General features: G+C 69.7%; 18 protein-coding genes. 12 read left to right on the forward strand and 6 right to left on the reverse strand.

The window, feature by feature from the left end; genetic code table 11:
* Window positions 1-197: 197 nt before the first annotated feature.
* The 3 genes from icd to O9280_RS11250 all read right to left on the reverse strand — a co-directional run bounded on the left by icd (window position 198) and on the right by O9280_RS11250 (window position 3,283).
* The gene (icd, locus tag O9280_RS11240) at window positions 198-1,523 is read right to left on the reverse strand and encodes an NADP-dependent isocitrate dehydrogenase (RefSeq protein ID WP_298342519.1); all 1,326 of its coding nucleotides are present in this window, start codon (window positions 1,521-1,523) and stop codon (window positions 198-200) included.
* Between the two features lie 92 nt (window positions 1,524-1,615).
* A complete protein-coding gene (locus O9280_RS11245) occupies window positions 1,616-2,866 on the reverse strand; it encodes a patatin-like phospholipase family protein (RefSeq protein ID WP_298342522.1) in 1,251 nt (416 codons plus the stop codon).
* A gap of 48 nt (window positions 2,867-2,914) precedes the next feature.
* A complete protein-coding gene (locus O9280_RS11250) occupies window positions 2,915-3,283 on the reverse strand; it encodes a YkgJ family cysteine cluster protein (protein ID WP_298342525.1) in 369 nt (122 codons plus the stop codon).
* 97 nt (window positions 3,284-3,380) lie between these two features.
* Between O9280_RS11250 and O9280_RS11255 the strand changes: the two genes are divergently transcribed.
* The 6 genes from O9280_RS11255 to recD are packed head-to-tail and all read left to right on the forward strand — an operon-like array spanning window position 3,381 to window position 16,000.
* Window positions 3,381-3,611 carry a hypothetical protein gene (locus tag O9280_RS11255; protein ID WP_298342529.1) on the forward strand — a complete coding sequence of 77 codons (231 nt, stop codon included), beginning with the start codon at window positions 3,381-3,383 and terminating at the stop codon, window positions 3,609-3,611.
* A 45-nt stretch (window positions 3,612-3,656) separates the two neighbouring features.
* Entirely contained in the window at window positions 3,657-5,819 is a 2,163-nt protein-coding gene (locus O9280_RS11260) for a prolyl oligopeptidase family serine peptidase (protein ID WP_298342531.1), read from the forward strand.
* Window positions 5,820-5,825: 6 nt separating this feature from the next.
* Complete coding sequence (locus O9280_RS11265; RefSeq protein ID WP_298342534.1) at window positions 5,826-7,235, forward strand: HDOD domain-containing protein; 1,410 nt, start codon at window positions 5,826-5,828, stop codon at window positions 7,233-7,235.
* A gap of 52 nt (window positions 7,236-7,287) precedes the next feature.
* Window positions 7,288-10,656 (forward strand): exodeoxyribonuclease V subunit gamma, encoded by a 3,369-nt coding sequence (locus O9280_RS11270; protein WP_298342539.1) that lies wholly within the window; start codon window positions 7,288-7,290, stop codon window positions 10,654-10,656.
* On the forward strand, window positions 10,653-14,231 hold the full coding sequence (locus O9280_RS11275; RefSeq protein ID WP_298342542.1) for a UvrD-helicase domain-containing protein: 3,579 nt from the start codon (window positions 10,653-10,655) through the stop codon (window positions 14,229-14,231). The genes O9280_RS11270 and O9280_RS11275 overlap by 4 nt, the downstream gene beginning before the upstream one ends.
* On the forward strand, window positions 14,228-16,000 hold the full coding sequence (recD, locus tag O9280_RS11280) for an exodeoxyribonuclease V subunit alpha (protein ID WP_298342545.1): 1,773 nt from the start codon (window positions 14,228-14,230) through the stop codon (window positions 15,998-16,000). The genes O9280_RS11275 and recD overlap by 4 nt, the downstream gene beginning before the upstream one ends.
* Here recD and O9280_RS11285 read toward each other — a convergent pair.
* On the reverse strand, window positions 15,986-17,704 hold the full coding sequence (locus O9280_RS11285) for a cation:proton antiporter (protein WP_298342548.1): 1,719 nt from the start codon (window positions 17,702-17,704) through the stop codon (window positions 15,986-15,988). The genes recD and O9280_RS11285 overlap by 15 nt on opposite strands.
* A 93-nt stretch (window positions 17,705-17,797) precedes the next feature.
* On the opposite strand from O9280_RS11285, the gene O9280_RS11290 reads away from it, so the two are divergent.
* From O9280_RS11290 to O9280_RS11310, 5 genes are all read left to right on the forward strand, one after another.
* Complete coding sequence (locus O9280_RS11290) at window positions 17,798-18,211, forward strand: NUDIX domain-containing protein (protein ID WP_298342551.1); 414 nt, start codon at window positions 17,798-17,800, stop codon at window positions 18,209-18,211.
* A 119-nt stretch (window positions 18,212-18,330) separates the two neighbouring features.
* Window positions 18,331-20,256, forward strand: coding sequence for a methyl-accepting chemotaxis protein (locus O9280_RS11295; RefSeq protein WP_298342554.1), 1,926 nt, complete (start codon window positions 18,331-18,333; stop codon window positions 20,254-20,256).
* A 40-nt stretch (window positions 20,257-20,296) separates the two neighbouring features.
* Window positions 20,297-20,725 (forward strand): ATP-binding protein, encoded by a 429-nt coding sequence (locus tag O9280_RS11300; protein ID WP_298342557.1) that lies wholly within the window; start codon window positions 20,297-20,299, stop codon window positions 20,723-20,725.
* A 7-nt stretch (window positions 20,726-20,732) separates the two neighbouring features.
* A complete protein-coding gene (locus O9280_RS11305; protein WP_298342560.1) occupies window positions 20,733-21,068 on the forward strand; it encodes an STAS domain-containing protein in 336 nt (111 codons plus the stop codon).
* Window positions 21,069-21,072: 4 nt separating this feature from the next.
* Window positions 21,073-22,917, forward strand: coding sequence for a SpoIIE family protein phosphatase (locus tag O9280_RS11310; RefSeq protein ID WP_298342563.1), 1,845 nt, complete (start codon window positions 21,073-21,075; stop codon window positions 22,915-22,917).
* A 116-nt stretch (window positions 22,918-23,033) separates the two neighbouring features.
* Here the strand turns inward: O9280_RS11310 and ftrA are convergent, their stop codons facing one another.
* The gene (gene ftrA / locus O9280_RS11315) at window positions 23,034-24,032 is read right to left on the reverse strand and encodes a transcriptional regulator FtrA (RefSeq protein WP_343228752.1); all 999 of its coding nucleotides are present in this window, start codon (window positions 24,030-24,032) and stop codon (window positions 23,034-23,036) included.
* A gap of 69 nt (window positions 24,033-24,101) precedes the next feature.
* Between ftrA and O9280_RS11320 the strand changes: the two genes are divergently transcribed.
* Window positions 24,102-24,500 carry a rhodanese-like domain-containing protein gene (locus O9280_RS11320; protein ID WP_298342565.1) on the forward strand — a complete coding sequence of 133 codons (399 nt, stop codon included), beginning with the start codon at window positions 24,102-24,104 and terminating at the stop codon, window positions 24,498-24,500.
* A 697-nt stretch (window positions 24,501-25,197) separates the two neighbouring features.
* Here O9280_RS11320 and O9280_RS11325 read toward each other — a convergent pair.
* On the reverse strand, window positions 25,198-26,583 hold the full coding sequence (locus O9280_RS11325) for an IS1182 family transposase (protein ID WP_298342568.1): 1,386 nt from the start codon (window positions 26,581-26,583) through the stop codon (window positions 25,198-25,200).
* Window positions 26,584-26,772: the final 189 nt, after the last annotated feature.

Raw genomic sequence — 26,772 nt, forward strand, 5'->3', positions numbered from 1 at the left:
TTTCAGGCCGCCAAGCGCAAGGCGCGTGGGTACGGCCGATTCGAAACCATGCGCACCGTGCTGTTCCTGATCGCCGGGAAGCTCGACTTCCGCCGCATCAACCCCCACGCCGCATAACCCACTCGGATTTCAAAAGAGCCAAAAAAACGGGGCGCTTGGAGCGCCCCGTTCCGGTGTCGCGATGTCGGCGTTCTCGATCAGAGATGCTTGATGATCTCGTCGGCGAACTCGCTGCACTTCACTTCCGTCGCACCCTCCATCAGGCGGGCGAAATCGTAGGTGACGCGCTTGCTGCCGATGGCACCGTCCATCGCCTTGATGATGGCGTCCGCGGCTTCGGTCCAGCCCATGTAGCGCAGCATCATCTCGCCGGAGAGGATGACCGAGCCCGGGTTCACCTTGTCCTGGCCGGCGTACTTCGGCGCGGTGCCGTGCGTGGCCTCGAACACGGCGTGGCCGGTGACGTAGTTGATGTTGGCGCCCGGCGCGATGCCGATGCCGCCGACCTGCGCGGCGAGCGCGTCGGAGAGGTAATCGCCGTTGAGGTTCAGCGTGGCGACGACGTCGTAGTCCTTCGGGCGCAGCAGGATCTGCTGCAGGAAAGCATCCGCGATCGCGTCCTTGATGACGAGGCCGGCACCCGGCTTGCCTTCCGGGATCACGTGCCACGGGCCGCCGTCCAGCGGCACGGCGCCGAAGAACTCGCGGGCGACGTGGTAGCCGAAGTCACGGAAGGCACCTTCCGAGAACTTCATGATGTTGCCCTTGTGGACCAGCGTGACCGACTTACGCTTGTTCTGGATCGCGTAGCCGATGGCGCTGTGCACGAGGCGCTCGGTGCCGAGGTAGCTGACCGGCTTGATGCCGATGCCGACCTGCACCGGGAGCGAACGCGCCGGCGAGCCGACCGATTCGAGCTGCTTCGTCCACGCGTCGTTCTTCGCCTGCGTGCCGAAACGGATCTTGTCGAAGGGCTTCGGGAATTCCTTCGCCAGGAAGTCGAGCACCTTCTGCGCGTCGGGCGAGCCCGGCTCGAACTCGATGCCGGCGTAGATGTCCTCCGTGTTCTCACGGAAGATCGTCATGTCGGTGTCCTGCGGGCGCTTCACCGGCGAGGGCACGCCGTCGAACCAGCGCACCGGACGCAGGCAGACGTAGAGGTCGAGCATCTGGCGCAGCGCGACGTTGAGCGAGCGGATGCCGCCGCCAACGGGCGTGGTCAGCGGGCCCTTGATGCTGACGAGGTAGTCGCGGCAGGCGTCGACGGTGGCGTCGGGCAGCCAGTTCTGCGTCAGGTTGAAGGCCTTCTCGCCGGCCAGCACTTCCATCCAGTGGATCTGCTTCGCACCGCCGTAGGCCTTGGCCACGGCCGCGTCGAGCACGCGCACCGAGGCGCGCCAGATGTCCGGGCCGATGCCGTCGCCTTCGATGAAGGGGACGATCGGGTGGTTCGGGACATGGAGCTTCCCGCCTTGGATGGTGATCTTCTCGCCGCCGGCGGGCGGCGTGGGCGTGTGCGACATGGGGCCTCCAGTGAGCGCGTGAACCGTCATTGTCGCGGTTTCCACCGGCCCGGGGAAAGCACGCGGGGTTAATTCGATGTGAGCGGCCGGCCTCAGGCAGCGCCAGGCAGCGCCGTGCTGGCGACCGGCCAGTGGAAAAACGCCCGCACCTCGTCGGCACGGGCCATCGCGTCGGCTTCGCCGAGGGCGATCAACTCGCGGGTGAAATCGGACTCGAAAAGCAGGTAGCTCGCCAGTGCCCCGCCGCCGGCCCCGGCGCCCTTGGCCGCGCCGGCACTCTGGCTGACGCCCACCGCACGGAGCATGGTGCGGACAGGCGACGGCAGCGCGGCGATATGCCGCACCGCAATATCGTCGAGGCGCTGGCTGGGGGAGATGACCAGCATCTCCAGCGGCCGCAGCATGGAATGCGCGCGCAGCTCGGCCGGCAGCAGCGACAGCGTGGCGTTGATGCGCTGGGCACGCTCGATGTCGACGGCGAGGGCATCGAGGAAGATGTTCGACAGCGCGTGGCCGCCGATCTGCGCAAGCGTGGGGTAGCCGCCGGCGGCGCGCTTCTCGCCGGGCGGCTCGTGCAGGCGCCCCGCACCGATCACCAGCAGGCGATCGGCGCCAAGGTGGATGGCCGGCGACAGCGGGGCCGTCTGACGCATGGAGCCGTCGCCGAACCAGTGGTCCTGCCCATCGAAGCCCAGGGCTTGCGCCGGAAACACGAAAGGGATGGCCGACGACGCCAGCAGGTGGGTCAGCGTGATGCGCCCGGGCACCGCGACTCGCTGCGAGCGCACCCACGGCTTCTGCGACTCGGTCGCGTCATAGAAGGTGACGTGGGTGCCCGCCGTGTAGCTCGACGCGGTGACCGCGAAGGCGCGCAGCACGCCGCGCTGCACCAGCGAGGGAATGCGCTCCAGCGGCAGCAATTCGGCCAAAAGTTCGGCCAAGGGCGTGTTGTCGAGCAGCGATTTCGGCTTGGCGCGGCGCCAGCGGGCGAGCGCCCAGCCCACGGTGAACAGGGTCAACCAGCGCGCGCCGCTGCGGACCACGCCGAAGGCGTCGGCGCGGTAGACGTGGTGCGCCTGGAAGCCATGCCAGATGCGATGGAGGCGCTCGACCGCCTTCGAGTACTCGTCGGCGTAACTCGCCAACGCGGCGGCGTTGATCGCGCCGGCGGAGGTGCCGGTCATCACCGCAAACGGGTTGCCGGTTGGGCCATGGGAGGCGCCGCACTCGGTGCGGATGCGTTCGATGCCGCGAAGCACGCCGGCCTGGTAGGCCGCGCGGGCGCCGCCGCCGGTGAGCACGAGGCCCGTGACGGGCGGGCGGCGGATCGGCGTCTCGGCCATCACGGCTCCTCGGCCGCACCACGGGGCGGCGTCGCGCGGAGTGTGCGCTCAGCCCACGGTCGTCGTGAAGTCGGCAGGCGACAAGGGCGGCAATCCGTGGCGGGCCCGTGCCCGGTCGCATTGCGGGCTGGGCTCGCCGTGCTCCCAGGCGGCCTGCAGCGCACGGCAGGGCGAGGGACGACGGTCGTAGATCGCGCAGGTGACGTCGTGCCCCAACTCGCCCTGCAAGGCCACGCAGCGCAGCGTCGTCCCGGCCTCGGTGCCGCGCATGGCGACCTCGAACGGCCGCACCTGCACCGTCAGCGCCTCGTCGGGGCCCGAGGGGGAGTGCGGCGCCGACTCGCTCCAGTGGAAGGCCACGCGGAAGGCGGCGCAGCAGGCACCACAGCGTTGGCAAGGGTGGATCGGGGCGGCCATGACCGGTGGATGTCGCGAGGCAGGGTCAGCATTTTCCTACACGAGCGTCCGACGACGGCTGACTGTGGGGTCGGCCGAGGCGGCGCAGTCTGGATCCATGAACTTCCGGACCTCCGCCACCAACCCCCTGCCCCGCCTCGACGGCGAGCGCGACACCGCGCCGCGCCTCGATGGCGAGGACGCCCTGATCTGGGCGCGGCGGGTGTGGGAGGACCGCGACACCTGGCTGCGCGCCCGCGGCGGCGTGGAGTCGGTGTTCATGGCCGCGCAGCTGTTGGGCTGCCGCGAGGAAGCGGTGCGCTGGCTGCGTTCGCGCACGCGGCTCTGAGGCCCGGCTCTGGCACAGTGGGGTCCTCACTCCCGAGGACCCTCCATGTCACCTCATCGCCCCTCGCCATCGTCCTTCCCGCGTTCGCTGCCCGCGCGTCGCGCGCTCGCCCTGGCGCTGGGCACCGGGCTCTTCGCCACCGGCTGCAACGTTGTCGTGGGCGATGGTGGCGAAAGCACGGGCGGCGCTGACGCCGCAGGCCGCAGCCCCGCGCCCGTCACCGCGGCGCCCTTCGGCAGCTGGGCCAGCCCGATCGCCGCGGGCGATCTCGCCAAGGCTGCGGTCGGCACCAGCGACGTGCGGGTTTTCGACGGCAAGGTGTTTTGGCGCGAAAGCCGCCCCGACGAGGGCGGACGCCAGGTGCTGCGCACCCTCGGGGCCGACGGCCAGCCGGCCACGCTGACGCCCGAGGGCTTCAGCGTCCGCACCCGCGTGCAGGAGTACGGCGGCAGCAGCTACTGGGTGATGGGCGGGCGCATCGTCTTCGCGAACTTCGCCGACCAGCGCCTCTACCTGCAGCAAGGCGAGGCCGCGCCGGTGGCGATCACGCCGGAGAACTACCAGTACAGCGATTGCGTGGTCGACGCCGCCCGCGGCGCGCTCGTCTGCGTGCGCGAGGACCACACCGAGGCCACGAAGCAGGCCAACGGCGAGGAGCGGAACGAGATCGTCCGCGTGACTGTGCCCGATGCCGACGCGCTCGCCGCGCATGACGCCACCACGACGGCCGCCGCCGGCACGGTGCTGTTCACCGGCACCGATTTCGTCGGTTACCCGCGGCTCTCCGCCGACGGCGCAAAGCTCGCCTTCATCGCTTGGAACCACCCGGACATGCCGTGGGACCGCACGACGCTGCATGTGGCCGCGGTGGCCGCCGACGGTTCCCTGGGCGAACCGCAGCGCGTGGCCGGCGGCGACACCGCCGTGCTCGAGCCGCAGTGGGGCGCGGACGGCACGCTGTACTTCATCGACGAGACCAGCGGCTGGTGGAACCTGTACGCGTGGGACGGCAGCGCCACGCGCGCCGTGGCCCCGATGGAACGCGAGTTCGGCGGCGCGCTGTGGTCGCTCGGCATGCAGACCTACGTGCTCGCCGGCGATGGCAAGGCCTATGTGCGCACCAGCCTCAACGCCGTCGACGAACTCGGTGAACTCGACCTCGCCACCGGCGCCTACCGCGCGCTCGACCTCCCCTTCGTCGCTTTCGGCGATGTGTCGCTCGATGCGGGCGGCCGCATCATCACCAGCGCCTCGGCCGCGGCCGATGAAGGCGCCATCCTCGCGGTGACGCCGGCCACCGGCGCCGTCGAGCGCCTGCACCAAGCGAACACGCTGGGCATCCCGACCGACCTCGTCTCGGTGGGCGAGCGCATCGAGTTCCCCACCGCCGCTGGCCCGGATGGCGCCGCACGCACCGCCCACGCCACCTACTACCCGCCGACCAACCCGGCTTACCAAGGCCCCGACGGTGCCAAGCCGCCGCTGATCGTCACCATCCACGGCGGCCCGACCTCGGTCTCGAAGCCGACGTTCTCGCTGTCGCGCCAGTACTGGACGAGCCGCGGCTTCGCCATCGTCGACGTCAACTACGGCGGCTCCACCAGCTACGGCCGCGACTACCGCAAGCGCCTCAACGGGCAATGGGGCGTGGTCGACGTGCAAGACGCCGTGGCGGCCGTCGATTTCCTCGTGGCGCAGGGCAAGGTCGATGCGGACAAGGTGGCCATCCGCGGCGGCAGCGCCGGCGGCTTCACCACGCTCGCAGCGCTGGCCTTCACCGACCGCTTCAAGGCCGGCGCCAACTACTTCGGGGTCAGCGACATCGCCGGCCTCGCCGCCACCAGCCACAAGTTCGAGAGCAAGTACGACGTCTCGCTGGTCGGCCCGCCGGACGAGGCGCTGTACCGCGCGCGCTCGCCGATCTTCCACCTCGACGGCTTCAGCGAGCCGCTGATCACCTTCCAGGGCTCGGAAGACCGGATCGTCACGCCCGACCAGAGCCGCAAGATCGTCGAGGCGCTCGACGCCAAGGGCGTGATGCACGCGTACTTCGAATTCGAGGGCGAGCAGCACGGCTTCCGCAAGGCCGAGAACATCATCCGCGCGCAGGAGGCCGAGCTGACGTTCTACGGCGCGGTGTTCGGCTTCACCCCGGACGACGCGGTGCCGCCGTTCGAGATCAAGCACCCGCGGCCCCCGGCGCCCTGAGGCCCCATGGCCGGTTCGGAACGCAGCGGACTCCCGCAGGGCACGGCCGGCTGGGCCAAGGCGCTGCTCGCGCAGCAGTTGCCCGCGCTCTCGCGCACGGCGCAGGGCATCAGCGAGTGCGTGGGTGATGACGACACTTCGGGCACCGAACTCGCTGCGCTGATCCTGCGCGATGCCGGCATGACCACGCGGGTGCTGCGTCTCGCTTCGAGCCGCCTGCACAACCCACACGGCCAGCGCATCCGCACCGTCAGCCGCGCGGTCGCCCTGTTGGGCTTCGACGTGGTGCGCGAGATCGCGCTCGGCATCGCCGTGCTCGATGTGCTCGGTGGCAGGCACGCGGGCTGTGCGCAGGCGGCGGCCGAAGCGGCGCGCGCCCTGCGCACCGCCGTGCAGGCCCGCGCGCTTGCCGAGGCCGCCGGCATCGAGGCCCCGGAGGAAGTGTTCATCGCCGCGCTGCTGCAGGACCTCGGCCACCTCGCCTTCTGGAGCGTCGTTCCGCAGTGGCTGCCCGCGTGGCGGCAGGATGCGGCGCAATCGCCGCTCCAGGCCGCGCAGCGCGTACGGGCCGACATCGATCTCGATCTCGACGACCTCTCGCTGGTGCTGAACGCCGAGCTTCGCCTCTCGCCCCTGCTGGTGGGCGATGCCGACACGCCGGGCCGGCTCGCCGCCGGCCTCGCGCGGCGCTGGGTGGATGCCCTCGAACCGGGCGGACGCCGGGAGGACTTCGACCACGCGCTCGCGGAAGCCGCCCAGGCCTTCGGCCTCGATGCCGCGGTGTTGCGCGAGCAGGTGGCCGCCCAGGCCCAACAGGGCGACTCCCTCGTCGACGAGCTGTTCGATCCCGCGGTGCGCGCGCTACTGCCGGTGCCACGGCGCATCGACGAGCCCGGCCACGACACGGCCGCCGCACCAGCCCGCGCCGATGCCGCCCTCGGGCTCGACGTGCTGCGCGACCTGGCCGAATTGCAGGCCAGTGGCCGCGCGGACCCGGGCGTCGCCCTGTCGATGGTGATGGAAGGCCTGCAACGCGCCGCCGGCTTCGACCGCGTGCTGTTCGCCCTGCTCTCGCCGGACCGCACCGAGCTGCGCCTGCGCTCGGCGCTGGCCGCGCAGCGCCAAGCCTTCGCGGCCCCGTTCCCGATGGCCTTGCGCGACTGCGGCCACCTGCTCGACCTGCTGGCCCAGCCGCGGGTGCAGCACCTCACCGCGACGTCGCCCGACACCGGCCGCTGGCTGCCTCGCCTCGGCGCCCGCGAAGCCCTGCTCGGGCCGCTGGTGGTCGATGGCCGCGTGCTCGGCCTGCTGCATGCGGACCGCGCCGTCAGCGGCGAGGCCATCGAACACGACGCGCGCACCCTGTTCGCGCTGCTGCTCCAACAGGCCAATCTCGCCCTCGGCCACGTGAAGTAGGCGAGTGTCGGCGTCTCAGGCCGTGCGAATCCCATCGGGTATCGTTCGGCCCATGCGCGACGAATGGACCATCGACCCGGACCGCGGCCTCTGGCTGTTCCGGGCCAGCCGGCTGGAAGCCCTGCTCGATCCCCTCGAGGCCCTGCTGTCGCACCTGCCGCCCGCGTCGTTGCTGGCGCCGCAGACGGTGCTGGTGGGGCATCCGGGCCTGCGCCACTGGCTTCGCGATGGCCTCGCGCGCAAACGCCGCGACGGCATCGTCGCCCACCTCGACATCGTGCTGCCCAGCCCGTGGCTGGATGGCCTCGCGCGACGGGTGCTCGGCGAGCCGCTGCTCGGGATCCGCGCGTGGCAGCGCGAGGTGCTGCGCTGGCGCCTGTTGCCGCTGTTGCCGCAGCTGGATGACCCGCGGGTGGTCGACGCCTTGGCCGACGACGCTGATGGCCGCGAGGCCTTCGCGCTGGCTGATCGCCTCGCCGCCGCGCTTTCGCCGCTGATGGTCTACCGCGAAGGCTGGCTGCGCCGCTGGGACGAAGGCCGCGAGGCCGTCGCCGGCGATGCCCTGCTGCGGGGCGCCTGGCGCGCGCTGCGCCGGGGTCCGGCCTCCCGCCATCGCGGTGAACGCCTTGTCGCCCTCGCCCGGCGCTTGCGCGAAGGCCCGCCACCCGCGGGGCTCGACGACGGCCCGCTGCACGTGTTCGGCCTCAACCATCTCCCGCCGCTGGAGCTCGACGTGCTGAGCGCCCTGGCGCGGCACCGGCCGGTGGTCTTCCACGTGGCCGATCCCTGCCGCGAGCACTGGGTGGGCCTGCCCTCGGGCCGCGAGGCGATGCAGCGCGCCCTCAATCGCGAAGACCGCGGCGAAAGCGAATTCCTCGCCCTCGATCATCCGCTGCTGGCGGCGTGGGGGCGGCTGGGCCAGCACTTCCTGCTGGAACTCGAAAGCGCCGAGCTGGCGTTGGAAGAGCGCAGCGGCAAGGACTGGGAGGAGCGCGCCGACGATCACACCCCGCGGGCGCTGCTGCAGCGGCTGCAGCGCAGCGTGCTGCTGAACGACATGGCAGCACTCGCGCCTCCGCCGGGGCTGCGGCACGCGGAGGCCCGCGCCGACGCCAGCCTGCGCATCCACGCCTGCGCCACGCCCTTGCGCGAACTCGAAGTCCTGCACGAGGCCCTGTGCGCCGCATTCGCGGACATCCCGGGCTTGCAGCCCGCCGACGTCGTGGTGGTCTCGCCGCGCATCGAGCGCTATCGCGCGCTGATCCCCGCCGTGTTCGGCGAGCCCGGCCGTCGCGACGGGCCCTGGCCCTACCACCTCGCCGACATCCCGCTCTCGGCCACGCATCCGATCTACCGCGCGCTCGAAATCGCCCTCGCCCTGCCCACGAAACGGCTGACGGCGCAGGGCGTGCTCGACCTGCTCGACATCGAGGCCGTGGCCATGCGCTTCGGCCTCGACGGTGGCACGCGCGACACGCTGCGACAGGCGCTCGAGCGCGCCCGCGTGGCCTGGGGCCTGGATGGCGCGGATCGTGCGCGCTTCGGCGCGCCCGAAGACGACGCGCACACCTTCGCCTGGGGCCTCGACCGCGCGCTGGCCGGGCATGTGTTCGGCGGCCGCGAACCGGCGGTGCGCACCCTGCCCGACGACCAGCGCGTGTTGCCGCTGGGCGGCGTGGACGAGGGCGTGGCCGAAGTGCTGGGACAGGCCCACGCCCTGCTGCTCGAACTGCGCGAATGGGTGGCGCTCGGGCGCAGTGCGCAGTCCGGCGATGACTGGGCGGCGATGCTGCTACGGCGCTTCGAGGCCCTGCTCGGCACGCCGGCGCTCGACACCGAGGGCCGCGAAGCGCTCGACACCGCGAAGGGGCTCGTCATCGCCCTGCGCGAGGAATGGCGCGATGCCGGCCTCGGCGCGCCGCTGCGCTGGGCCGCGGTGCGCGAAGCCCTGCTGGCGAAACTCGAGGCGGTGCCCGAACGCCAACGCTTCCTGATCGGCGGCATCACGTTCTGCGGCATGGTGCCGCAGCGGGCGATCCCGTTCCGCGTGGTCGCGGTGCTGGGGCTGGACGAGGGCGCGCTGCCGCGCCACATCGAGGACGGTGGGCTCGACCTTCGCCGCCTGAAGCCGCAGCGCGGCGACCGCGACCTCGCCAGCGACGACCGCTACCTGTTCCTCGAAACCGTGATGGCGGCGCGCGATCGCCTGCACCTGAGCCATGTCGGCGTCGGTGCGAACGACGGCCGCCCGCGCAACCCGGCCGCGCCGCTCGCCGAGCTGCTCGACACGCTGGCGCGCTTCGGCGATGCGTCTGTCGATGACGAAAACGCGACGCTGTTCGACAAGGACGTCGGACTTTGGCCCTGGCAGCGCCGAGCACCCCTGCAGCCCGCGGCCCTGGTCGCGGCGCTCGCGGACGCGCCGGCATCGCCCGTGGCGGACGCGGCACCGGTCGACATGGCGCCTCCCTCATCGACGCTGGATCTCGACACGCTATGCCGCTTCTACCAGCAGCCGGCGCAGCAGGTGCTCCAGCACGTTTACGGCGTGCGTCTCGAGGCCCTCGATGACGAGCGCCTCGACGAGAACGAACCCCTGCTGCCGCGCAGCGACCCGCGCGAGGCCTGGGCGAAGCGGATGCTGCTCGACGCGCTGGCTCAGGGCACCACCACCATCGCCGATCAAGCGCCGGAGGCGTGGCGACTCGAGGGCCGCTTGCCACCCGGCGCACTCGGCAGCGCGGCGTGGGATTCCGAGGCCGACAAGGCGCGCAAAGCCCTCGCCGCGTTGCGCCCCGCCGATGGCCCCTTGCCTTGGCCGCTGCCTCCCGCGCAATCGCGCCCGGTGCGGCTCACGCTGGAGGACGGCGAGCTGCGCGGCCAGGTGGCCGTGCACGAGGCCATGGACGGCACGCTCTGGCTGATTGATGCCGCGCCCGGCAAAGAGCCGAAATCCTTGCACTTCGGCCTGCGCGTGCCCGCCTTCCTGCGCTGGGCCGCGCTGCGCGCCAGCACCGACGCGCCCGTGCGCGTCGCCCTGGTGACAAAGAAAGGCCTCGCGCCCTGGGGCGAGGCCTTGGCGGCCGGCGACGTCACCTCGCTGGCGGTAAACGTGCAAGCTCTGGTCGACTACCGCGCCGCCGTGCTGGCCGGAGAACGTCGCTACAGCCCGGCCACCAGCTGGGTGGCAGCGAACGCCGAGATCGACGAGGACGAGCCCATCGTCGCGATGTGGGCGGGTGGCGACTTCGTGACCGGTGAGCGCGACTACGCGCCCGGCTACGCCGGCCTCCTTGGCCGCGACTGGCAGCTGCATGCCGGGAGCGATTCCCTCGCCGCCTTTCGTGCCGACGCCATCGCGCTCGCGACCTGCCTGCCCAAGGACGCCGGAGCGAGTGGCGCCGGGGAGGAGGACGCATGAGCGCCGCCCTCGATTGGACCCATGCGCCCTTGCAGGGCCGACTGCAGATCGACGCCAGCGCCGGCACCGGCAAGACCTGGACGATCGCCGCGCTCTACCTGCGCCTGCTGCTCGATGACGCCGAGGGCCGCGCGCGCCCGCTGCCCGAGCAGATCGTGGTGAGCACCTTCACCGAGGCGGCCGCGCAGGAGCTGGGGGCACGCCTGCGGCAACGCGTGGAGGAGGCGCTGCGCTGGTCGCAGGCGCAGTTGCCCGCGCCGGTCGACAGCACGGACGCGGAGGATCCCGTGCGCGCCTGGGTTCGCCAGCGCTGGGCGGCGGCACCGGGCCGACGCGAGGCCGACCGGACGCACCTGCTGTCGTCGCTCGCCCAACTCGACCGCGCGCCGATCGGCACCTTGCATGGTCTCTGCCACCGCATCCTGTCCGCGCATCCGCTGGAGAGCCGGCAGGGCTTCCAGCCGCTGGCGCTCGGCGACGGCCGCCGCGTGCTCGAGGCGATCGCTCGCGACCTGCTGCGCCGCATCGGCACCGGCGATCCGCCGCCGCACGCGCGTGATCTGCCCAAGGGCTGCCGCACCCTCGAGGGCCTGACGAAGTCCATCGCCGCCCTGCTGCAGCCCGGCGTGGTGGTGACGAAGCCACCGACGCAGGAGGCGCTGAAGGCTCTGATCTCTCCATCCGTCGAAACGACGCTGCGCGCGCTGACGGTCAAGGCAAATCACTTCAAGGACGCACGATCGGCGCAGCACAAGGCGGCGATCGCGCTATGTGCCTTCCTGGATGACGGCGGCGAACCGCCTTCCAATGCATCGGCCCTTCTCGCAAAAGACGACTTCGGTGCATGGGTGCTCCCTGCGGCGGAAGCCTTGCTGCGCGACACCACGTTTCAATGCGGCATAGCTTCACTCGCCACCGGCATCGAACAGGCCACCAGCGCCGAGCGCGCGTTCTGGGGCTACTGGTGGCCGGAGCTGCGCGCGATGCAGGAGGCCCGCAGCCTCGAGATCGGCGAGATGGGCTTCGACCGCCTGATCGAGCAGGTCAGCCGCGTGATGCAAGAGCCGCATTCGGCGCTGCCCGACGCGGTGTTCGCCCGTTGGCCCATCGCACTGGTGGATGAGTTCCAGGACACCGACGGCGCGCAATACGCCCTGCTTGATCGCCTCTACCGCGACGGCAGCGGCGCGAAGCGCGGCCTGCTGGCGATGGTGGGCGACCCGAAGCAGGCGATCTACAGCTTCCGCGGCGGCGACATCGCCGCCTACCTCGCGGCCTGCCGGGATGCCGACGCCACGCTGACGCTCGGCACCAACCAGCGTTCGTCCACGACCTACGTCACCGCGTGCAACACGCTTTTCGACGGCGCGCGCTCGCGCCTCGGTACCGGTACGACGCCGATCGCGTATGCCCCCGTGCGCGCCGCCGGCCGCGCCGATGCAAGGCCCTTGCTCGACGATGGCCAGCCGATCGCAGCACCGCTGGTGTTCCACCGCCTCGACCTCGCCCTGCCCAACAGCGTGATGCGCCCGAAGGCGATCGAGGCCTGTGCCGCACTCGTGGTGGATCTGCTCGCGTCAGGCCGCCATCGCCTCGGCGATCGCCCCCTTCAGCCGGGCGACCTCGCGGTGCTGCTGGTGTCGAACGCCGAAGTCTCGGCCCTGCGTCGCGCGCTGCAGCGCCATGGCGTGCCCTGCGCGGGCCAAGGCCGGCAGACGGTGTTCGATTCCGATTGGTCGCGCGATCTCCTCCTCGCTCTGTATGCCGTGCGCCATCCGGGCGATGCCGGCGCGCTGCGCGCCGCCTTGCTGACCCCCTTGTTCGGCCTGACGCCGCCGGCCTTGCCCACGCTCGAGGCGAACGGCGGGCTCGACGCCTGGCGCGAGCGTTTCGTCGCGCTGCGGCAGCGCTGGTCGCGGGCCGGCGTACTGGCCGTGGTGCAGGCGCTGATCGAACTCGCGCTGCCCGTGCTGGCGAAGCGCGAGGAAAAGGACGGCGAGCGCGCGCTCACCGACCTTCGCCACCTCGGCGAACTGCTGCAACAGGAGGCGGAGGCCGGGCTGTCGCCCGAAGCCCTGCTCGACTGGATGCGCGCGCAGCGCGAGGACGAAGAGGCCGATGCCAGCGGCGAACGCAGCCTGCGCCTCGAATCCGATGCGAAGCGCGTGCGGCTGATGACCCTGCACGCCAGCAAGGGCCTCGAGTTCCCGGTGGTGCTGCTGCCCACGCTGTGGGCCCACGAGCATCGCCCGCCGACCGGCCCCGCCATCGCCGCGCAGGACGATGAGGGCCGCCGCGCCGCGGTGTTCGAAGCCTCGGCGAAGAAGGACGCGAAGGAAGCGCTGCAGGACGAACGCTTCCGCCTGCTCTACGTCGCGCTCACCCGCGCCGAACACGCCTGCCACGTGTTCACGCTGCCGCCGGACCGGCCATCGCAGCGGCAAGGCAAGAAGACGAACGCGCCAGCGGCGAAGATCGACCCCGACCGCTCCGCGTTGGATGCGCTGCTGTCGCGCTGGCCCGAGGCCGAGCGCGAGGGCCCGGGCATCGCGTGGCGTCAGCACTGGCCGCTGCCGCCCGACCGGGCCTACGTCGCCAGCGACGCGCCGGGCCCCGCGGCCGAAGCAACACCGGCCGCACCCGCCGGCTTCGCGCTGCCGGGCCGCTACAGCTTCTCGGCCTTGAGCGGGCATGGCGAACGTCGCCACGTCGAAGCCAGCGCCGCGGACGACGAGCGCAGCGCCACGCTCGACGCCGACACGACGCGCGACACCGCACCCGCGCCGTCCCTCGCCTTCGACGATGCCGCCCTCGCGACCTGGCAGGCCCTCGCCACCGTGCGCGGCACCGGCTTCGGCCAGGCCGTGCACGAGCTGTTCGAAGCGCGCGAGCCCGGCCAGGCCTTCGCCGCCCACCTCGCTGGCGTGCAGCGCGCGCTGGAACAGCACGCGGTGCGCACCTCCGACGGCAGCCCGCTGGGCGCAGCGGTGCCGCGCGTCGCCGCCATGCTCGACCGCTCCCTCACGGTGCCGCTGCCCACCGGCAGCGCCCTGCCCTGCAGCCTCGGCGGGCTCGTGCCCGCGCAGCAGGCCATCGAGCTCGCCTTCCAGTTCCACATCGATGAGGCGTCGATGACGGACCTGCGCCGCCTTGCCGCCGCGCATGGCGAACCTCGCCTGATCCCGGAGGGCCCGGTCGACCGGCTGCGCGGCGCGATGGTCGGCGCCATCGACCTCGTGTTCGAGCACGCCGGCCGCGTCCACGTGCTCGACTACAAGACCAACGCGCTGCCGGAACTCGCCGACTACACGCCCGAGGCGTTGGTGGCCGCGATGGACTCGCACCACTACCGCTTCCAGGCCTTCCTCTACACGCTCGCCGTGCACCGCTACCTGCGCCAGCGCCTTCGCGACCGCTACGCCTACGCCACCCACGTCGGCCCCGCGATCTACCTGTTCGTTCGCGCCGCTGGCCTGGCCCCCGAGGTCGCGCCCGGGCTCGGGCTGTGGTCGCAACATTTCGCGGAGGCGCTGGTGCTCGGCGCGGACCGCCTCTTCGCCGGAGCTTCGGCATGAGCGCCCAACCGCATCCGCTGATGCTCCGTTCCGCCACCGGCCTGCCCGAGCACTGGCGGCCGATCGATCGCCTGTTGCACCGCTGGGTGCTGAGCCACGGCGGCTGGGAAGACCTCGCGCGCCTCGGCGGCGCGCTCAGCGCCGCGACAGGCGAAGGCCACAGCGCGCTCGCCGTCGAGGATGCGCTGCGCCTCGGCGCCCCGACGCTCGACCGCGACGCGCTCGACGCCCTCGCCGGCCCGTGGCTCGGTGGCCCCGACGACGACACGCCCTTCGTCCGTGACGGTGAGGACCGCGTGTACCTGCGCCGCTACTGGGCCGCGGAAACCGCCATCGCCACGGCCGTCGCGCAGGCCGTGCAAACGACGCTGCCAACGCTGGCGACCGCCATCGATGAGGCCACGCTCGACGCGCTGTTCGGCGGCCCGGCGACGCCTGAAACCACGCCGCAGCGCGAGGCGGTTCGGCGCTGCCTCGGCACGCGGCTGTTCGTGCTGACGGGCGGGCCAGGCACCGGCAAGACCACCACCGTGCGCCGCATGCTGATGGCGCGGCAGCGGCTGCAGGACAGCCCGCTGGCCGTGCGCGTCGCTGCGCCCACCGGCAAGGCGGCGCAGCGTCTGGCGGAATCGCTGCGCGAGGGCGAAAGCCTTCCGGTGGAACCCATCGCGCTCACCGTGCATCGCCTGCTCGACTACCAACCGCACGCGCAGGCCTTCAGCCGCCATCGCGGGCGGCCCATCGAGGCCGATCTCGTCGTCATCGACGAGGCCTCGATGCTGGACCTCGAAACCCTGCACGCCCTGCTCGATGCCCTGCCGCCGCACGCGGCGCTGTGGCTGGTGGGCGATGCCGACCAGCTCAGTCCCGTCGGGCCGGGCTCGGCCCTGCAGGATCTCGTGCAGGCCTTCGAAGCGCGCGACGCCTCGCCATTGGTTCGCCTGCACCACAGCTTCCGCGCGGAAGCCGAACTCTCCGCGGTGAACACGGCGCTGAGCCAAGGCGACGGCGTGGCGCTTGCCGAAGCCATCGACGGCAGCCAAGGCACGGTGCGCGTTTTCAGCACCACGACCCCGGCGGCGGTGCAGGCCGCACTGCGCGATTGGGCCGAAGCCCTGATCGCCGACGGCGCGATGCCGGTGCTGCCGGCCGATCCGGCCAGCGCCGCCACACAGGCCGCAGCCGCCCTGCGCATGCTGCGCGCGCGGCAATGGCTCTGCGCCGTGCGCGAGGGTGCGTTCGGCAGCGTCGAGGCGAACCAGCGCCTCGATGCCGCCCTGCGTCGCCACGCCGGCGCGAACGCACAGGGCGAGTGGTACACCGGCCGCCGCGTGCTCGTCACCCGCAACGACAGCGACACCGGCCTCTTCAATGGCGACATCGGCCTCTGCCTTGCCGATGCCGATGGCCGCCTGCGCGTGTGGTTCGACACGCCGAGCGGCGGCGCTGCAGCCGCGCGCGCCCTGCCGCTCGGCGCCCTGCCGGCCTTCGAGCTCGCTTTCGCCCTCACCGTGCACAAGAGCCAGGGCTCGGAGTACGGCGAGGTCGCGGTGCTGCTGCCCCCCGACCCGATGCATCGCGTGCTCTCGCGCGAACTGCTCTATACCGCTGCTTCGCGCGCTAAGCGCGCGCTGACGCTGTACGCCGACGACACCGTGATCGACGCCTGCCTCGACCAGCCCGTGCGCCGTGCCGGCGGCCTGCACGTGCGGCTGGCCGAGGTCCTCGGCCCCCGGGCCAGCGACGCGCCGTGCTCAGTGCCCGGCTGAGGGCGCCGCACCGTCCTTGAACACCTCGCTGACGCGGTCGGCGAGGCCGATGGCGAGCTCGCGCTCGGCGTAGAACACTTCGCCAAGGTTCGCCCCGGCCAGCATCTCGGCCTCGTCGGCACTGTGCGTGCGAAGCAGAATGCGGATGCCGGGGCGCAAGGCCTTCGCCGTGGTCGCGATGCCGCGCACCGCCAGCAGGTCCGGCGCGGCGACCACCAGCAGGCGGGCGTGGTGGAGATGTGCCTGCACCAGCACCTCGGGCAACTGCGCGTCACCCAGTACGGCGGGCTGGCCGCGGCCGCGCAAGTCCTCGACGAGATCGCGCTGCGTCTCCACCACCACGAACGGCAGGCCACGCGCCGTGAGTTGCTCGGCGAGCACGCGGCCCACGCGACCGTAGCCCACCAGCACCGCGTGGTCGCGCAAGCGCTCGACGTCGACTGCATCGGGCAACACCGCCAATGGGTCGGAGAGGTCCTGCGGCACGGCCCGTGCGGCGCCCTTCGCCTCGAGGCGCTTCTTCAGCGGCTCGATCGCGGCGAAGAGCAGCGGATTGATCGCGATGGAGACCACCGCGCCAGCGACGACCAGGCTCATCGCCTCCTGGCCCAGCAAGCCCAAGGTGAGGCCGAGCCCGGCGAGGATGAAGCTGAACTCGCCGATCTGCGCGAGGCTGCTCCCGACCGTCAACGCCGTACGCCACGGATAGCGCAGCGCGCGCACCACGGCGATCGCCGCGATCGTCTTGCCCACCACCACCACGCCCACCACCGCCAGCACGCGCAACGGCTCCTCAACCAGCACGGCGGGGTCGAACAGCATGCCCACCGAAACGAAGAACAGCACCGCGAACGCGTCCCGCAGCGGCAAAGACTCCTCCGCCGCGCGATGGCTGAAATCCGACTCGCGCATCATCATCCCGGCGAAGAACGCGCCGAGCGCGAAACTGACGTCGAACAGCGCCGCGGCACCCACGGCGATGCCGATGGCCGAGCTGACGACGGCCAGCGTGAAAAGCTCGCGGTTTCCGGTCTTGGCGACGGCCCACAGCAGCTTCGGATAGATGCGCCGGCCGATCACCAGCATCACCACGAAGAAGGCCGTCACCTTCAGCAACGTGAGGCCGATGGCCGCACCCAGCGCCTTGCCGGAAACGGCCGCGCCCGCACCCTCGGGCAACATCAGCGGGGCCAGCACCGGCAGCAGCACCAGCACCAGAACCATCACGAGGTCTTCGACCACCAGCCAGCCCACGGCGATCTTGCCGTCGCTGCTTTCGAGCAGGCCGCGCGCCTCCAGCGCCTTGAGCAACACCACCGTCGAGGCCACCGAGAGCGTCATGCCGAACACCAGGCCTGCGCCCCAGGGCCAGCCCCACCAGTGGGCCAGGCCGAAGCCCATCGCCAGCGCCGCCGCCATCTGCAGCAGCGCGCCCGGCAGCGCGATACCGCGCACCTTCACCAGGTCGTCGAGCGAGAAATGCAGGCCGACGCCGAACATCAGCAGCATCACGCCGATCTCGGCGAGCTGGCTGGCCAGCGCCATGTCGGCCACGTAGCCCGGCGTGGCCGGACCGATCAGCACGCCCGCGGCAAGGAAGCCGACAATGGCCGGAAGCCGCAAGCGGTGCGCCAGCCACCCGAGCACCAAGGCGCCGCCGAAGGCCGCGGCCAGCATGATGATGAGGGTCACGTCGTGTGGCATGGGCGCTCCTTTTTTCTATTCCTATCAGCACCTTACCGAAGCCATCCGGAACGCGATGCGAACGGCCGGGTGCTGATGCGCGATCATCCGACCATGCCCGCCACACCACCCCTGATCCGCACCGTCGCCGCGGTCATCCACGACGACCAAGGCCGCGTGCTGCTCGTCCGCAAGCAGGGTTCCACCACCTTCATCCAGCCCGGCGGCAAGCGCGAGCCCGGCGAGGACGCGCTCACCACCCTCGCCCGCGAGCTGCACGAGGAGCTCGGCGTCCAGCTCATCGAAGGCAGCGCCGTGCGCCTCGGCGAGTTCGAGTCCGACGCCGTCAACGAGCCCGGCCGCCGCGTGCGGGGCGAGGCCTACGCCGTGCGAATCGACGGCATTCCCGTCGCCTCGGCGGAGATCGCCGAGCTGGCGTGGCTCGCGCCGCAGGCGCCCTTCGCCGTTCCGGTGGCGCCGCTCAGCGCCGAGCACATCCTCCCCGCGTGGCGGGCCCTGCGCGACTGAGGGTTTTTCCCGATCCCCGTCATTGACACATCGCGTCAACCGCGACGCGACGTGCACACCCTCGGCACGTGTGCGGCCTAGCCTCGATGCACCAGCCCACAGCGGCGACGGAGGCCCCCATGTCCCTCGGCAAACCCAAAGATTGGCCGCATCGTCTCCTCGACGCGCTGGGCCGCCCTGATCCGAAGGTGCAGGAACTCGAAGCGACGGTCGCTGCGATGCGACGCTCTTCGGCGGTCATCGAGTTCACGCCGGAGGGCACCATCCTCGACGCCAACGACCTGTTCCTCGACGCGCTCGGCTATCGCCTCGACGAGATCCGCGGCCAGCACCATCGGATGTTCCTGAAGCCCGAAGACGCGGCCTCGCCGGCCTACATGAGCTTCTGGGGCGATCTCGCCTCGGGGCGCTTCTCCGCCGGGCAATACCAGCGCCGCCACAAGGACGGCACGGCGGTTTGGATCCAGGCCAGCTACAACCCGGTGCTCGACGCCGGCGGCCACACGATGAAGGTGGTGAAGTTCGCCGCCGACATCACCGCGCAGCGGCTCGCCGAGGCCGAAGCCAAGGCCAAGCTCGATGCCATCGATCGGGCCATGGCGATGATCGAGTTCGATCTCGAGGGCCGCATCCTGCATGCGAACGCCGGCTTCCTCGCGGCTACCGGCTACGCGCTCGCCGAGATCGTCGGCCAGCACCATCGCCTGTTCGTCGGCGCGGAAGACGCGGCCTCGCCCACCTATGCCGCGTTCTGGGCGCGGCTGCGCGCCGGCCAGGCGGACCAGGGCCAGTACCGACGGTTCGGCAAGGGCGGCCGCGAGGTCTGGCTCGAGGCTACCTACAACCCGGTGAAGGATCCGTCGGGGCGGCCCTTCAAGGTGGTGAAGTTCGCCACCGACATCACGGTGCAGAAGCAGAAGGATCTCGAGTTCGGCAACCAGATGGCGGCCGTGGATCGTGCGCAGGCCCGCATCGAGTTCGCGCTCGACGGCACCATCCTCGCGGCGAACCGCAACTTCCTCGCCGCCACCGGCTACGCGCTCGACGACATCGTTGGAAAGCACCACCGGATGTTCGTCCGCCCGGAAGAGCGCGAGAGCGCGGCGTACCGCGAGTTCTGGGCCGCCTTGGCGCAGGGTGAGATCCAGTCCGGCCGCTTCCGCCGGGTGGGTCGCGGCGGCCGCAGCGTGTGGCTGGAGGCGAGCTACAACCCGTTGCTTGACCCCGATGGCCAGCCCTACAAGGTGGTGAAGTTCGCCACCGACATCACGCCCGCCATCAACGCCATGATGGGTGAGATCCGCGACTTCTCGATGTTGATCCGCACGGCGTCTTCCGAGATCGCCACCGGCAACGAGGACCTCGCCAAGCGCACCGAAGCGCAGGCCGCGAACCTCGAGGAGACTGCCGCGGCGATGGAGGAGCTGACCTCCACCGTGAAGGCGAACGCCGCCGCCGCCGCCGAGGCGAAGCAGCGGGCCACCGCCGTAGCCAGCGAAGCCAGTGGCGCCGACCACGTGGTGCATGACGTGATGGGCTCGATGGCGGAAATCGAAGCGTCGAGCCGCAAGATCGCCGACATCATCGGCCTGATCGATGGCATCGCGTTCCAGACCAACATCCTCGCGCTGAACGCGGCCGTCGAAGCCGCCCGCGCCGGCGAGCAAGGCCGCGGCTTCGCCGTGGTGGCCACCGAAGTGCGTGCGCTCGCCCAGCGCTCGGCGGTGGCGGCCAAGGAGATCAAGGGCTTGATCGACAAAGCCAACACCTCCGTGCACGAAGGCTCCAACCGCGCCCGCCACGCCGGCGAGGTGATGGCCGGCATCGTGCGCCAGGTCCAGACGGTCTCCACCCTGATGCAGGACATCGCCTCGGCCACCATCGAGCAGGCCAGGGGCATCGAGCAAGTGAGCACCACCGTCGTGCAGATGGACAAGGCCACGCAGCAGAACGCCGCACTGGTCGAGGAAGCCGCCGCCGCCGCCCGCTCGCTGGACGACCAGGTGGACGGCCTGCTGGCCATCGTCCGGGGCTACGTCGACTGAGGCCCTGACGCCACGCGCGGGGTGTGTCACATTGCCCCGCGTGAGCACGTTCCGCCTCCCCCGCCAGCGCGACGCCCTCAGCGGCTTTGCCGACGCCTTCGCCGCGTGGTGCACGCAGGCCGGCGTGCCCGCCGCCGTGGCCACGCGTTTCCAGATCGCGTTCGACGAACTGCTCACCAACGCCATCACGCACGGCGCCCCCGAGGCCGCCGACGAGCCGCTGGTCGTGAACCTCCGCGCCGACGCGCAGCGGCTGGAGGCTGAGATCATCGACGCCGGCCCGCCCTTCAACCCGCTGGCCCAAGCGGCACCCGACACCACGCTCACCCTCGACGAGCGCGACCCCGGCGGCCTCGGCCTGCTGCTCGTGCGCGAACTCATCGACGAGGTGCAGTGGCGCCACGCCGAGGGCCGTAACCACCTGCGGCTCGCCCACCCGCTTTCCGACGCCCCCGCCACCACCGGCTGACCACGACATGCTCGACATCCAAGACCTCGAAACCGCCGGCGCGCGCGTGCTGCAGCTCACCGGCCGCCTCGACACCAACACCTCCACGGTCTTCGACCGCCACTGCGCCGAACGCGTGGGCCTCGATGCCCGCGTGGCCGTCGATCTCGCCGCCGTCGACTACGTCAGTTCGGCCGGCCTGCGCGTGTTCCTGATGGTGGCGAAGAAGCTGCAGAAGGGCGGCGGCAAGCTGGTGCTCTGCGGCCTCGCCCCCGCCGTTCGTGAAGTGTTCGACATCGCCGGCTTCAGCCGCATCCTCGACATCGCCGACGACCGCGGCGCCGCGCTCGCGAAGTTGGCCTGAGCCCATGGCGAACGCCGAGGCCACGCGTCGCGTCAGCGGGCGGCTGGTGCAGCGCCTGCCGCCCTGGGCGGCGGGCACGCTGGCCTTCCTGCTGGTGGGCCTCGGTTTCAGCGCACTCGTGGCCTTGCTGTTCTGGCGCACGCAGGCCGCGATGATCGGCGAGATCCACGCCGGCCTGCAGCGCACCGCGCGCATCGCGGTTCAATCCATCGATGTGGGCGGGCACGGTGATTTCACTTCGCCCACCCAGCACCTCTCACCCGAATACCAGCAGGCCATCGCGCCGCTGCGCGCCGTGCTCGCCGCCGACCCGGAAGTGGCCTTCGCCTGGACGGTGGTGGAACGCGAGGGCGTGCTGCACTTCGTGCTCGACGGCTCCACCCCGCGCCCCGGCGACACCACGGTGGCACCGGACTGGGTGCAGATCATGGAGGTGTTCGAGAACCCGCCGGCCGACCTGTTCACCGCGATCCGCGAAGGCCGCAGCGTGGTCTCGCAGCCCTACACCGATGAATGGGGCAGCTTCATCAGCGCCTTCGAGCCGCTGAAGGACGCGGAAGGCCGCACCGTCGCCGCGCTCGGCATCGACCTGCGCCTCACCCAGTACGAAGCCCGCCTCGCTCCGGTGCAACGCGCCGCGCTGCTCGCCCTCGGCGTGGGCTGGCTGGTGGCCTTTGGCGTGGGCCTCGCGGTGTGGGTGAGCCGCCGCACCGACCGAACCGCCCGCGAACTCGCGCGCCAGCTGCGCACGGTGAACGCCCTGCTCGCCGTCTCGCGCGCGCTCTCCACCGGCGTGCGCCTCGACGAGCTGCTGCCCGTCATCGTGGCGCAGACCACCGAGGTGATGGGCGCCGAGCGCAGCGGCCTGCTGCTGGACGTGCCCGCCGACGACCTCGCCCAGCGCGCCCTGCGCGACGGCCAGTTGCAGCGCACGCGCCATCGTCTCGTGCTGCCCATCCGCCGCGGCGATGGCCAAACGCTGGGCGCGCTGGAGGTGGTGAACAAGCTCGGCGAGGACGACTTCGATCGCGACGACGAAGTGCTTCTGGAGGCGCTGGGCAGCCTGGTGCTGATGGCCTTCGACCGCGCGCGGCTCACCGAGGTGTACGTCGAGAAGCAGAAGCTCGACGAAGCCCTGAAGCTCGCCGCCTCCATCCAGATGAGCATGGTGCCGCAAGCGTTCCCGAAGCCCGGCACAACACCCATCGAGGTGCACGCGCAGCTGCTGCCGGCCAAGGAAGTGGGCGGCGACTTCTACGACTTCTTCTGGCTCGACGCGCACCGCATGGCCCTGGTGATGGCCGACGTCTCCGGCAAGGCCATGCCCGCGGCGCTGTTCATGGCCAAAGCAAAGACGCTGGTGAAAGCCGCGGCCCTGCTGATCGACGGGCCCGACGAGATCCTGCGCCGCGCCAACGAAGTGCTCTCCGCCGACAACGATGCCGGCATGTTCGTCACCGTCTTCCTCGGCATCCTCGACACCCGCGACGGCCGCCTGCGCTACAGCAATGCCGGCCATAACCCGCCACTGCGAATGCACGCGGGCAAGGTCTCCACGCTCGACGGCGCCGACGGCGTGGCGTTGGGCGTGATGGAAGGCCTCGACTACCGCAGCGCGGAACTGCGCTTAAGCCCCGGCGATCTCGTCTTCCTGTTCACCGACGGCGTCAACGAAGCGATGGACGTGCACGGCCAGCCCTGGGGGCAGGCCGCGATGGAGGCCGCGTTCGCGGCGACCGAAGGCACGATGCACGCGAGGAATGAGACCATGGTCGCGGCGATCCGCAAGCATGCCGCGGGCGCGGAGCAGAGCGACGACATCGCGCTTTTGATGGTGAGGTGGCGGTGAGGCCGTCGAAGTGACCGCTTCACAAGGGCCGCTTTCGGCCAGAAGCGGTCATCTGATGCAGGGATTCGCACTCTGAACCACGGTGCTACTCAAGACCGGTGGACGTCGGCAGCACGTCACAAGCCGAATGCCTTCCTGAAAGAGCGCGGGCTCAACCCCAAGCGCCTCCTGAATTGGTGCCTGAGGTTCGTGGCAGTCCCCAATCCCGATTTGGCGGCGATCGTCTCGAAGTCTTGGGTCGTTTCCTCAATCAAGATCTTCGCCAAGTTCACACGCTCAACGCTCAACCATTCACCGGGCGACATGCCAGTCGCCCCTACGAATCTTCGATGAAAGGACCTTGGGCTAAGCGACGCCCACCTAGCCATCGTCTCGATGGTCAGTGGCTGATCGATCCTGCTTCGAATCTTCTCGAGAACGCGCCCAAATCCTCCAGACTCACGAACATCAACGGGGGCGACAACAAACTGGGACTGTCCGCCCTCGCGATGCGGGGAAACGACAAGCCTCTTCGCAACGAGATTTGCTGCTCTCACCCCGAAGTCCGACCTTACGAGGTGAAGGCACATGTCGATCCCCGCTGCGCTTCCTGCAGACGTGATGACAGTCCCCTCCTGCACATAGAGGACGTTTGGCTCGAAAGTCACCCCGGGATAGCGTTGCTCGAAGGCTCCCCGGTAGCGCCAATGTGTCGTAGCTCTCCCCCCATCCAGCAATCCCGCTTCGGCGAGCACAAATGCTCCCGAACAGATGGACACGATTCTTGCACCACGGGCGTGTGCTGTTCGAAGAGCCTGAAGCAGAGCTTCGGGTGGGCGCTCTTCCGGATTTCGCCAACCCGGGACGATGACAGTTCCAGCATCGAGTAGCCCATGAACATCCATGTCTACAGCCATTCGCGTGCCGTATTGGCCCACCACGTTACGACCTCTCAGCGATGCCGTCTTGAACGTGTACCAATTTGGCCCTGCCTCGGGGCGGGGAAGCCCGAAGACTTCCGCCACGCATGCGAATTCAAAAACACAGAAGTCGTCGTACATCAAAGCGGCGACGAGGGGATTCGGGACTCTCCGAGGGCGCGCACTGATTGGCATGATCTTTTCGATTAAGGGCATTTATGCCAGTGGCGTGCAATGTACTTCAATCGAAGAATGCTTTCGCCACTTGGGCACTGGAGAACGACCATGCGAAACGGAGTCACATCTTCCCCCGCAGCAACCCCAGAAGAGGCGGCAAGGCACTTTGCGGCTGAGTTCTCTTTTGAAACGGACTGCTGGGACACCCATGAAGCGCTTGAGAGCGAGGCCCCAGGCTTCGTCCTTCTGGATGTCCGGAGCCCCAAGCTCTTCGAACAAGGCCACATCCCAGGGGCCATCAACCTGCCCCACGGGAAGATTGTCCCCTCGAAGCTAACGTCCTTTCCCGAAGGAACCTTGCTCGTGACCTACTGCGCCGGCCCGCACTGCAATGGGGCTGCGCGTGGCGCCTTGCGCCTGGCCGAACTTGGAAGGCCGGTCAAAATCATGGCGGGCGGCATCACCGGCTGGATCGATGAGGGCTTCGATCTCGTGACAGGGGCATGAGTTCCGGCATAACCATTCGACAAGCAGGCCTCCGGGACATCTCGGAGGCCTGTCGAATGATCGCTGCTCACGTCCTGTACGAAAGGGCAACCGTCGATCTGGAGGGCGCGAGACACCGCCTGGAATCCGAGTTGCGCTCCGAAACTCCGCGGGTACGTCTATGGATCGCGGCCGATCAGAAAGGAAATGCACTTGGATACGCAAGTGCGACGATCGACTACTCGACGTGGACTGCACTCCCGTATCTGCATATGGATTGTCTCTTTGTGGACCAAGACTCCCGGGGCGCAGGAATCGGCGCGCTTCTACTCCAGCGCTTGAAGGATTTCGCTCAAGAGGCTGGCGTCCATGAGATCCAGTGGCAGACTCCGGATTGGAACCGAAGCGCACAAGAGTTCTATCTGAGAACTGGCGCAACACAGTCGACGAAAGCGAGATTCAAGCTAGTGCTCAGTCCGTCGTGAGCTCTCAGTCGCCACGATGGGAAGGACCCACGGTTCGGCTCCCGACGCGACGTCCTCCTGGTCTTTAGACGCACGGTTTTTTGGAGTAGTAACCCTTAGGCGAGCGACCGCTATGGGTCTATTCCGTTGAAAAACTCCGTTTTCGGCGTCGTGGCGGGTGTGGCGCAGTCGCCGAAAGGGCCGCTTCTTCGCTCAACCCAAAGAAAAAGTGGGCGCGCAGGCACCCTTGGTCGTCAAAGGGCGGTTGCCATCGCCGGTTCAGTGCCTTTTGGCATCAACCACACCGCCATTCTTCGCAAATTCTGCGCAGTCGCAGCCAATAGGAACTCATCTCGAGCGCCCTTCAGGCCGCGAAGCCGCAACCGATCCAGCCTCAGGATGCGCTTCAAGTGCGCGAACAGCATCTCAACCTTCTTTCGATGCCGTCGCGATCTCGCGTATGCCTCCGTCTTCGCAACCTGACGCGCGACGTCACGCGCTGATTCGTTGAGTTGGCGTGCAATCTTTCGGATTGGCGTATTCGGGCAGCATCGCGTCTTTAGGGGGCAGCTCACGCAGTCGCTGGCGCTCGCTCGATAGATGATGGTGTCGGCCTTGGTGACGCCGGATCGCGGCACCGTGAACTTCCTTCGGTCGCTACGAAGGGCCTTATCGGAGGGGCAGCGACATTCGTTGTCTTCCGCACGCCACTCGAAATCGGAACGCGAGAACGTTCCATCAGACCTCTCGGTCTTGTCCCATACCGGCACGTGCGGTTCGATCTGCTTTTCATCGACCATCCAGCCCAGCATCTCAGCGCTGCCGTAGGCGGTGTCTCCAATCAGTCGGGTCGGCGACAGATCGAAGCGTTGTTCGACCCGATTGACCATCGTCCTGGTCGCTTCTACCTCATCACTACGACGCGCAGGTGTGGCCTCGACATCGACAATGACACCCGCCGTCACATCAACCAGGTAATTGGTCGAGTACGCATAGAACGCTGGGCCACCTGGTGCTGCGGTCCACTGCGACGCCGGGTCGGTCGTCGAAATATTCTTGGGCGTCCGCGGCGGCATCTCAGCGTCGTCCAGCGCCTGGAGATACTCGCGGACCGGACGGGCAAGCGGCGACTCGCGGTCCCACGTGGCGTCGGCGCCAGGAACACCCTTCTGGCGGTTGGCATCTGCCTTGATGACGCTGGCGTCGATGGCGAAACCCTCGCCTCCGACCAAACCTTCGGCGAGGCAGCGCTCGAGTACCTTCTCGAACACGAAGCGCAGGGTGTCGTTGTCGCGGAATCGCCCGTGGCGATTCTTCGAGAACGTCGAGTGATCGGGGACCGAATCTTCCAAGCCGAGCCGGCAGAACCAGCGATAAGCGAGGTTCAAGTGAAGTTCTTCACACAGCCGACGTTCCGAGCGAATCCCAAAGCAGTAGCCGACGATCAGCATCCGGATTAGCAAGGCCGGATCAACGGATGGCCTGCCGGTGTGGCTGTAGTGCGGGGCGAGATGCTGGTGGAGTTCGCTCAGGTCGAGAAACCGATCAATCCTGCGGAGCATGTGGCTCGCCGGGACGTGGTCCTCAAGGTTGAAGGCGTAGAAGAGAGGCGCTTGTCCGGCGTCCTGACGTCCCATCATCGCTGCGGAATCCGCTGGATCGATGGGGGATCAGTGGACCAGCTTCAAAAGCCGACTTCAACCGAGTTTTTCAACGGCATAGGTCGAAGACGGACGATCAAAGTCTGGCTATGCGTCGCACACGATGTCGGAAGAATCGCTGAGAACGCCGCCGCGCTTCAGCAAGGGGTGCGCTGCGACCACGGCCAC

Source organism: Silanimonas sp., from assembly GCF_027531545.1.
Classification (GTDB): domain Bacteria; phylum Pseudomonadota; class Gammaproteobacteria; order Xanthomonadales; family Xanthomonadaceae; genus Silanimonas.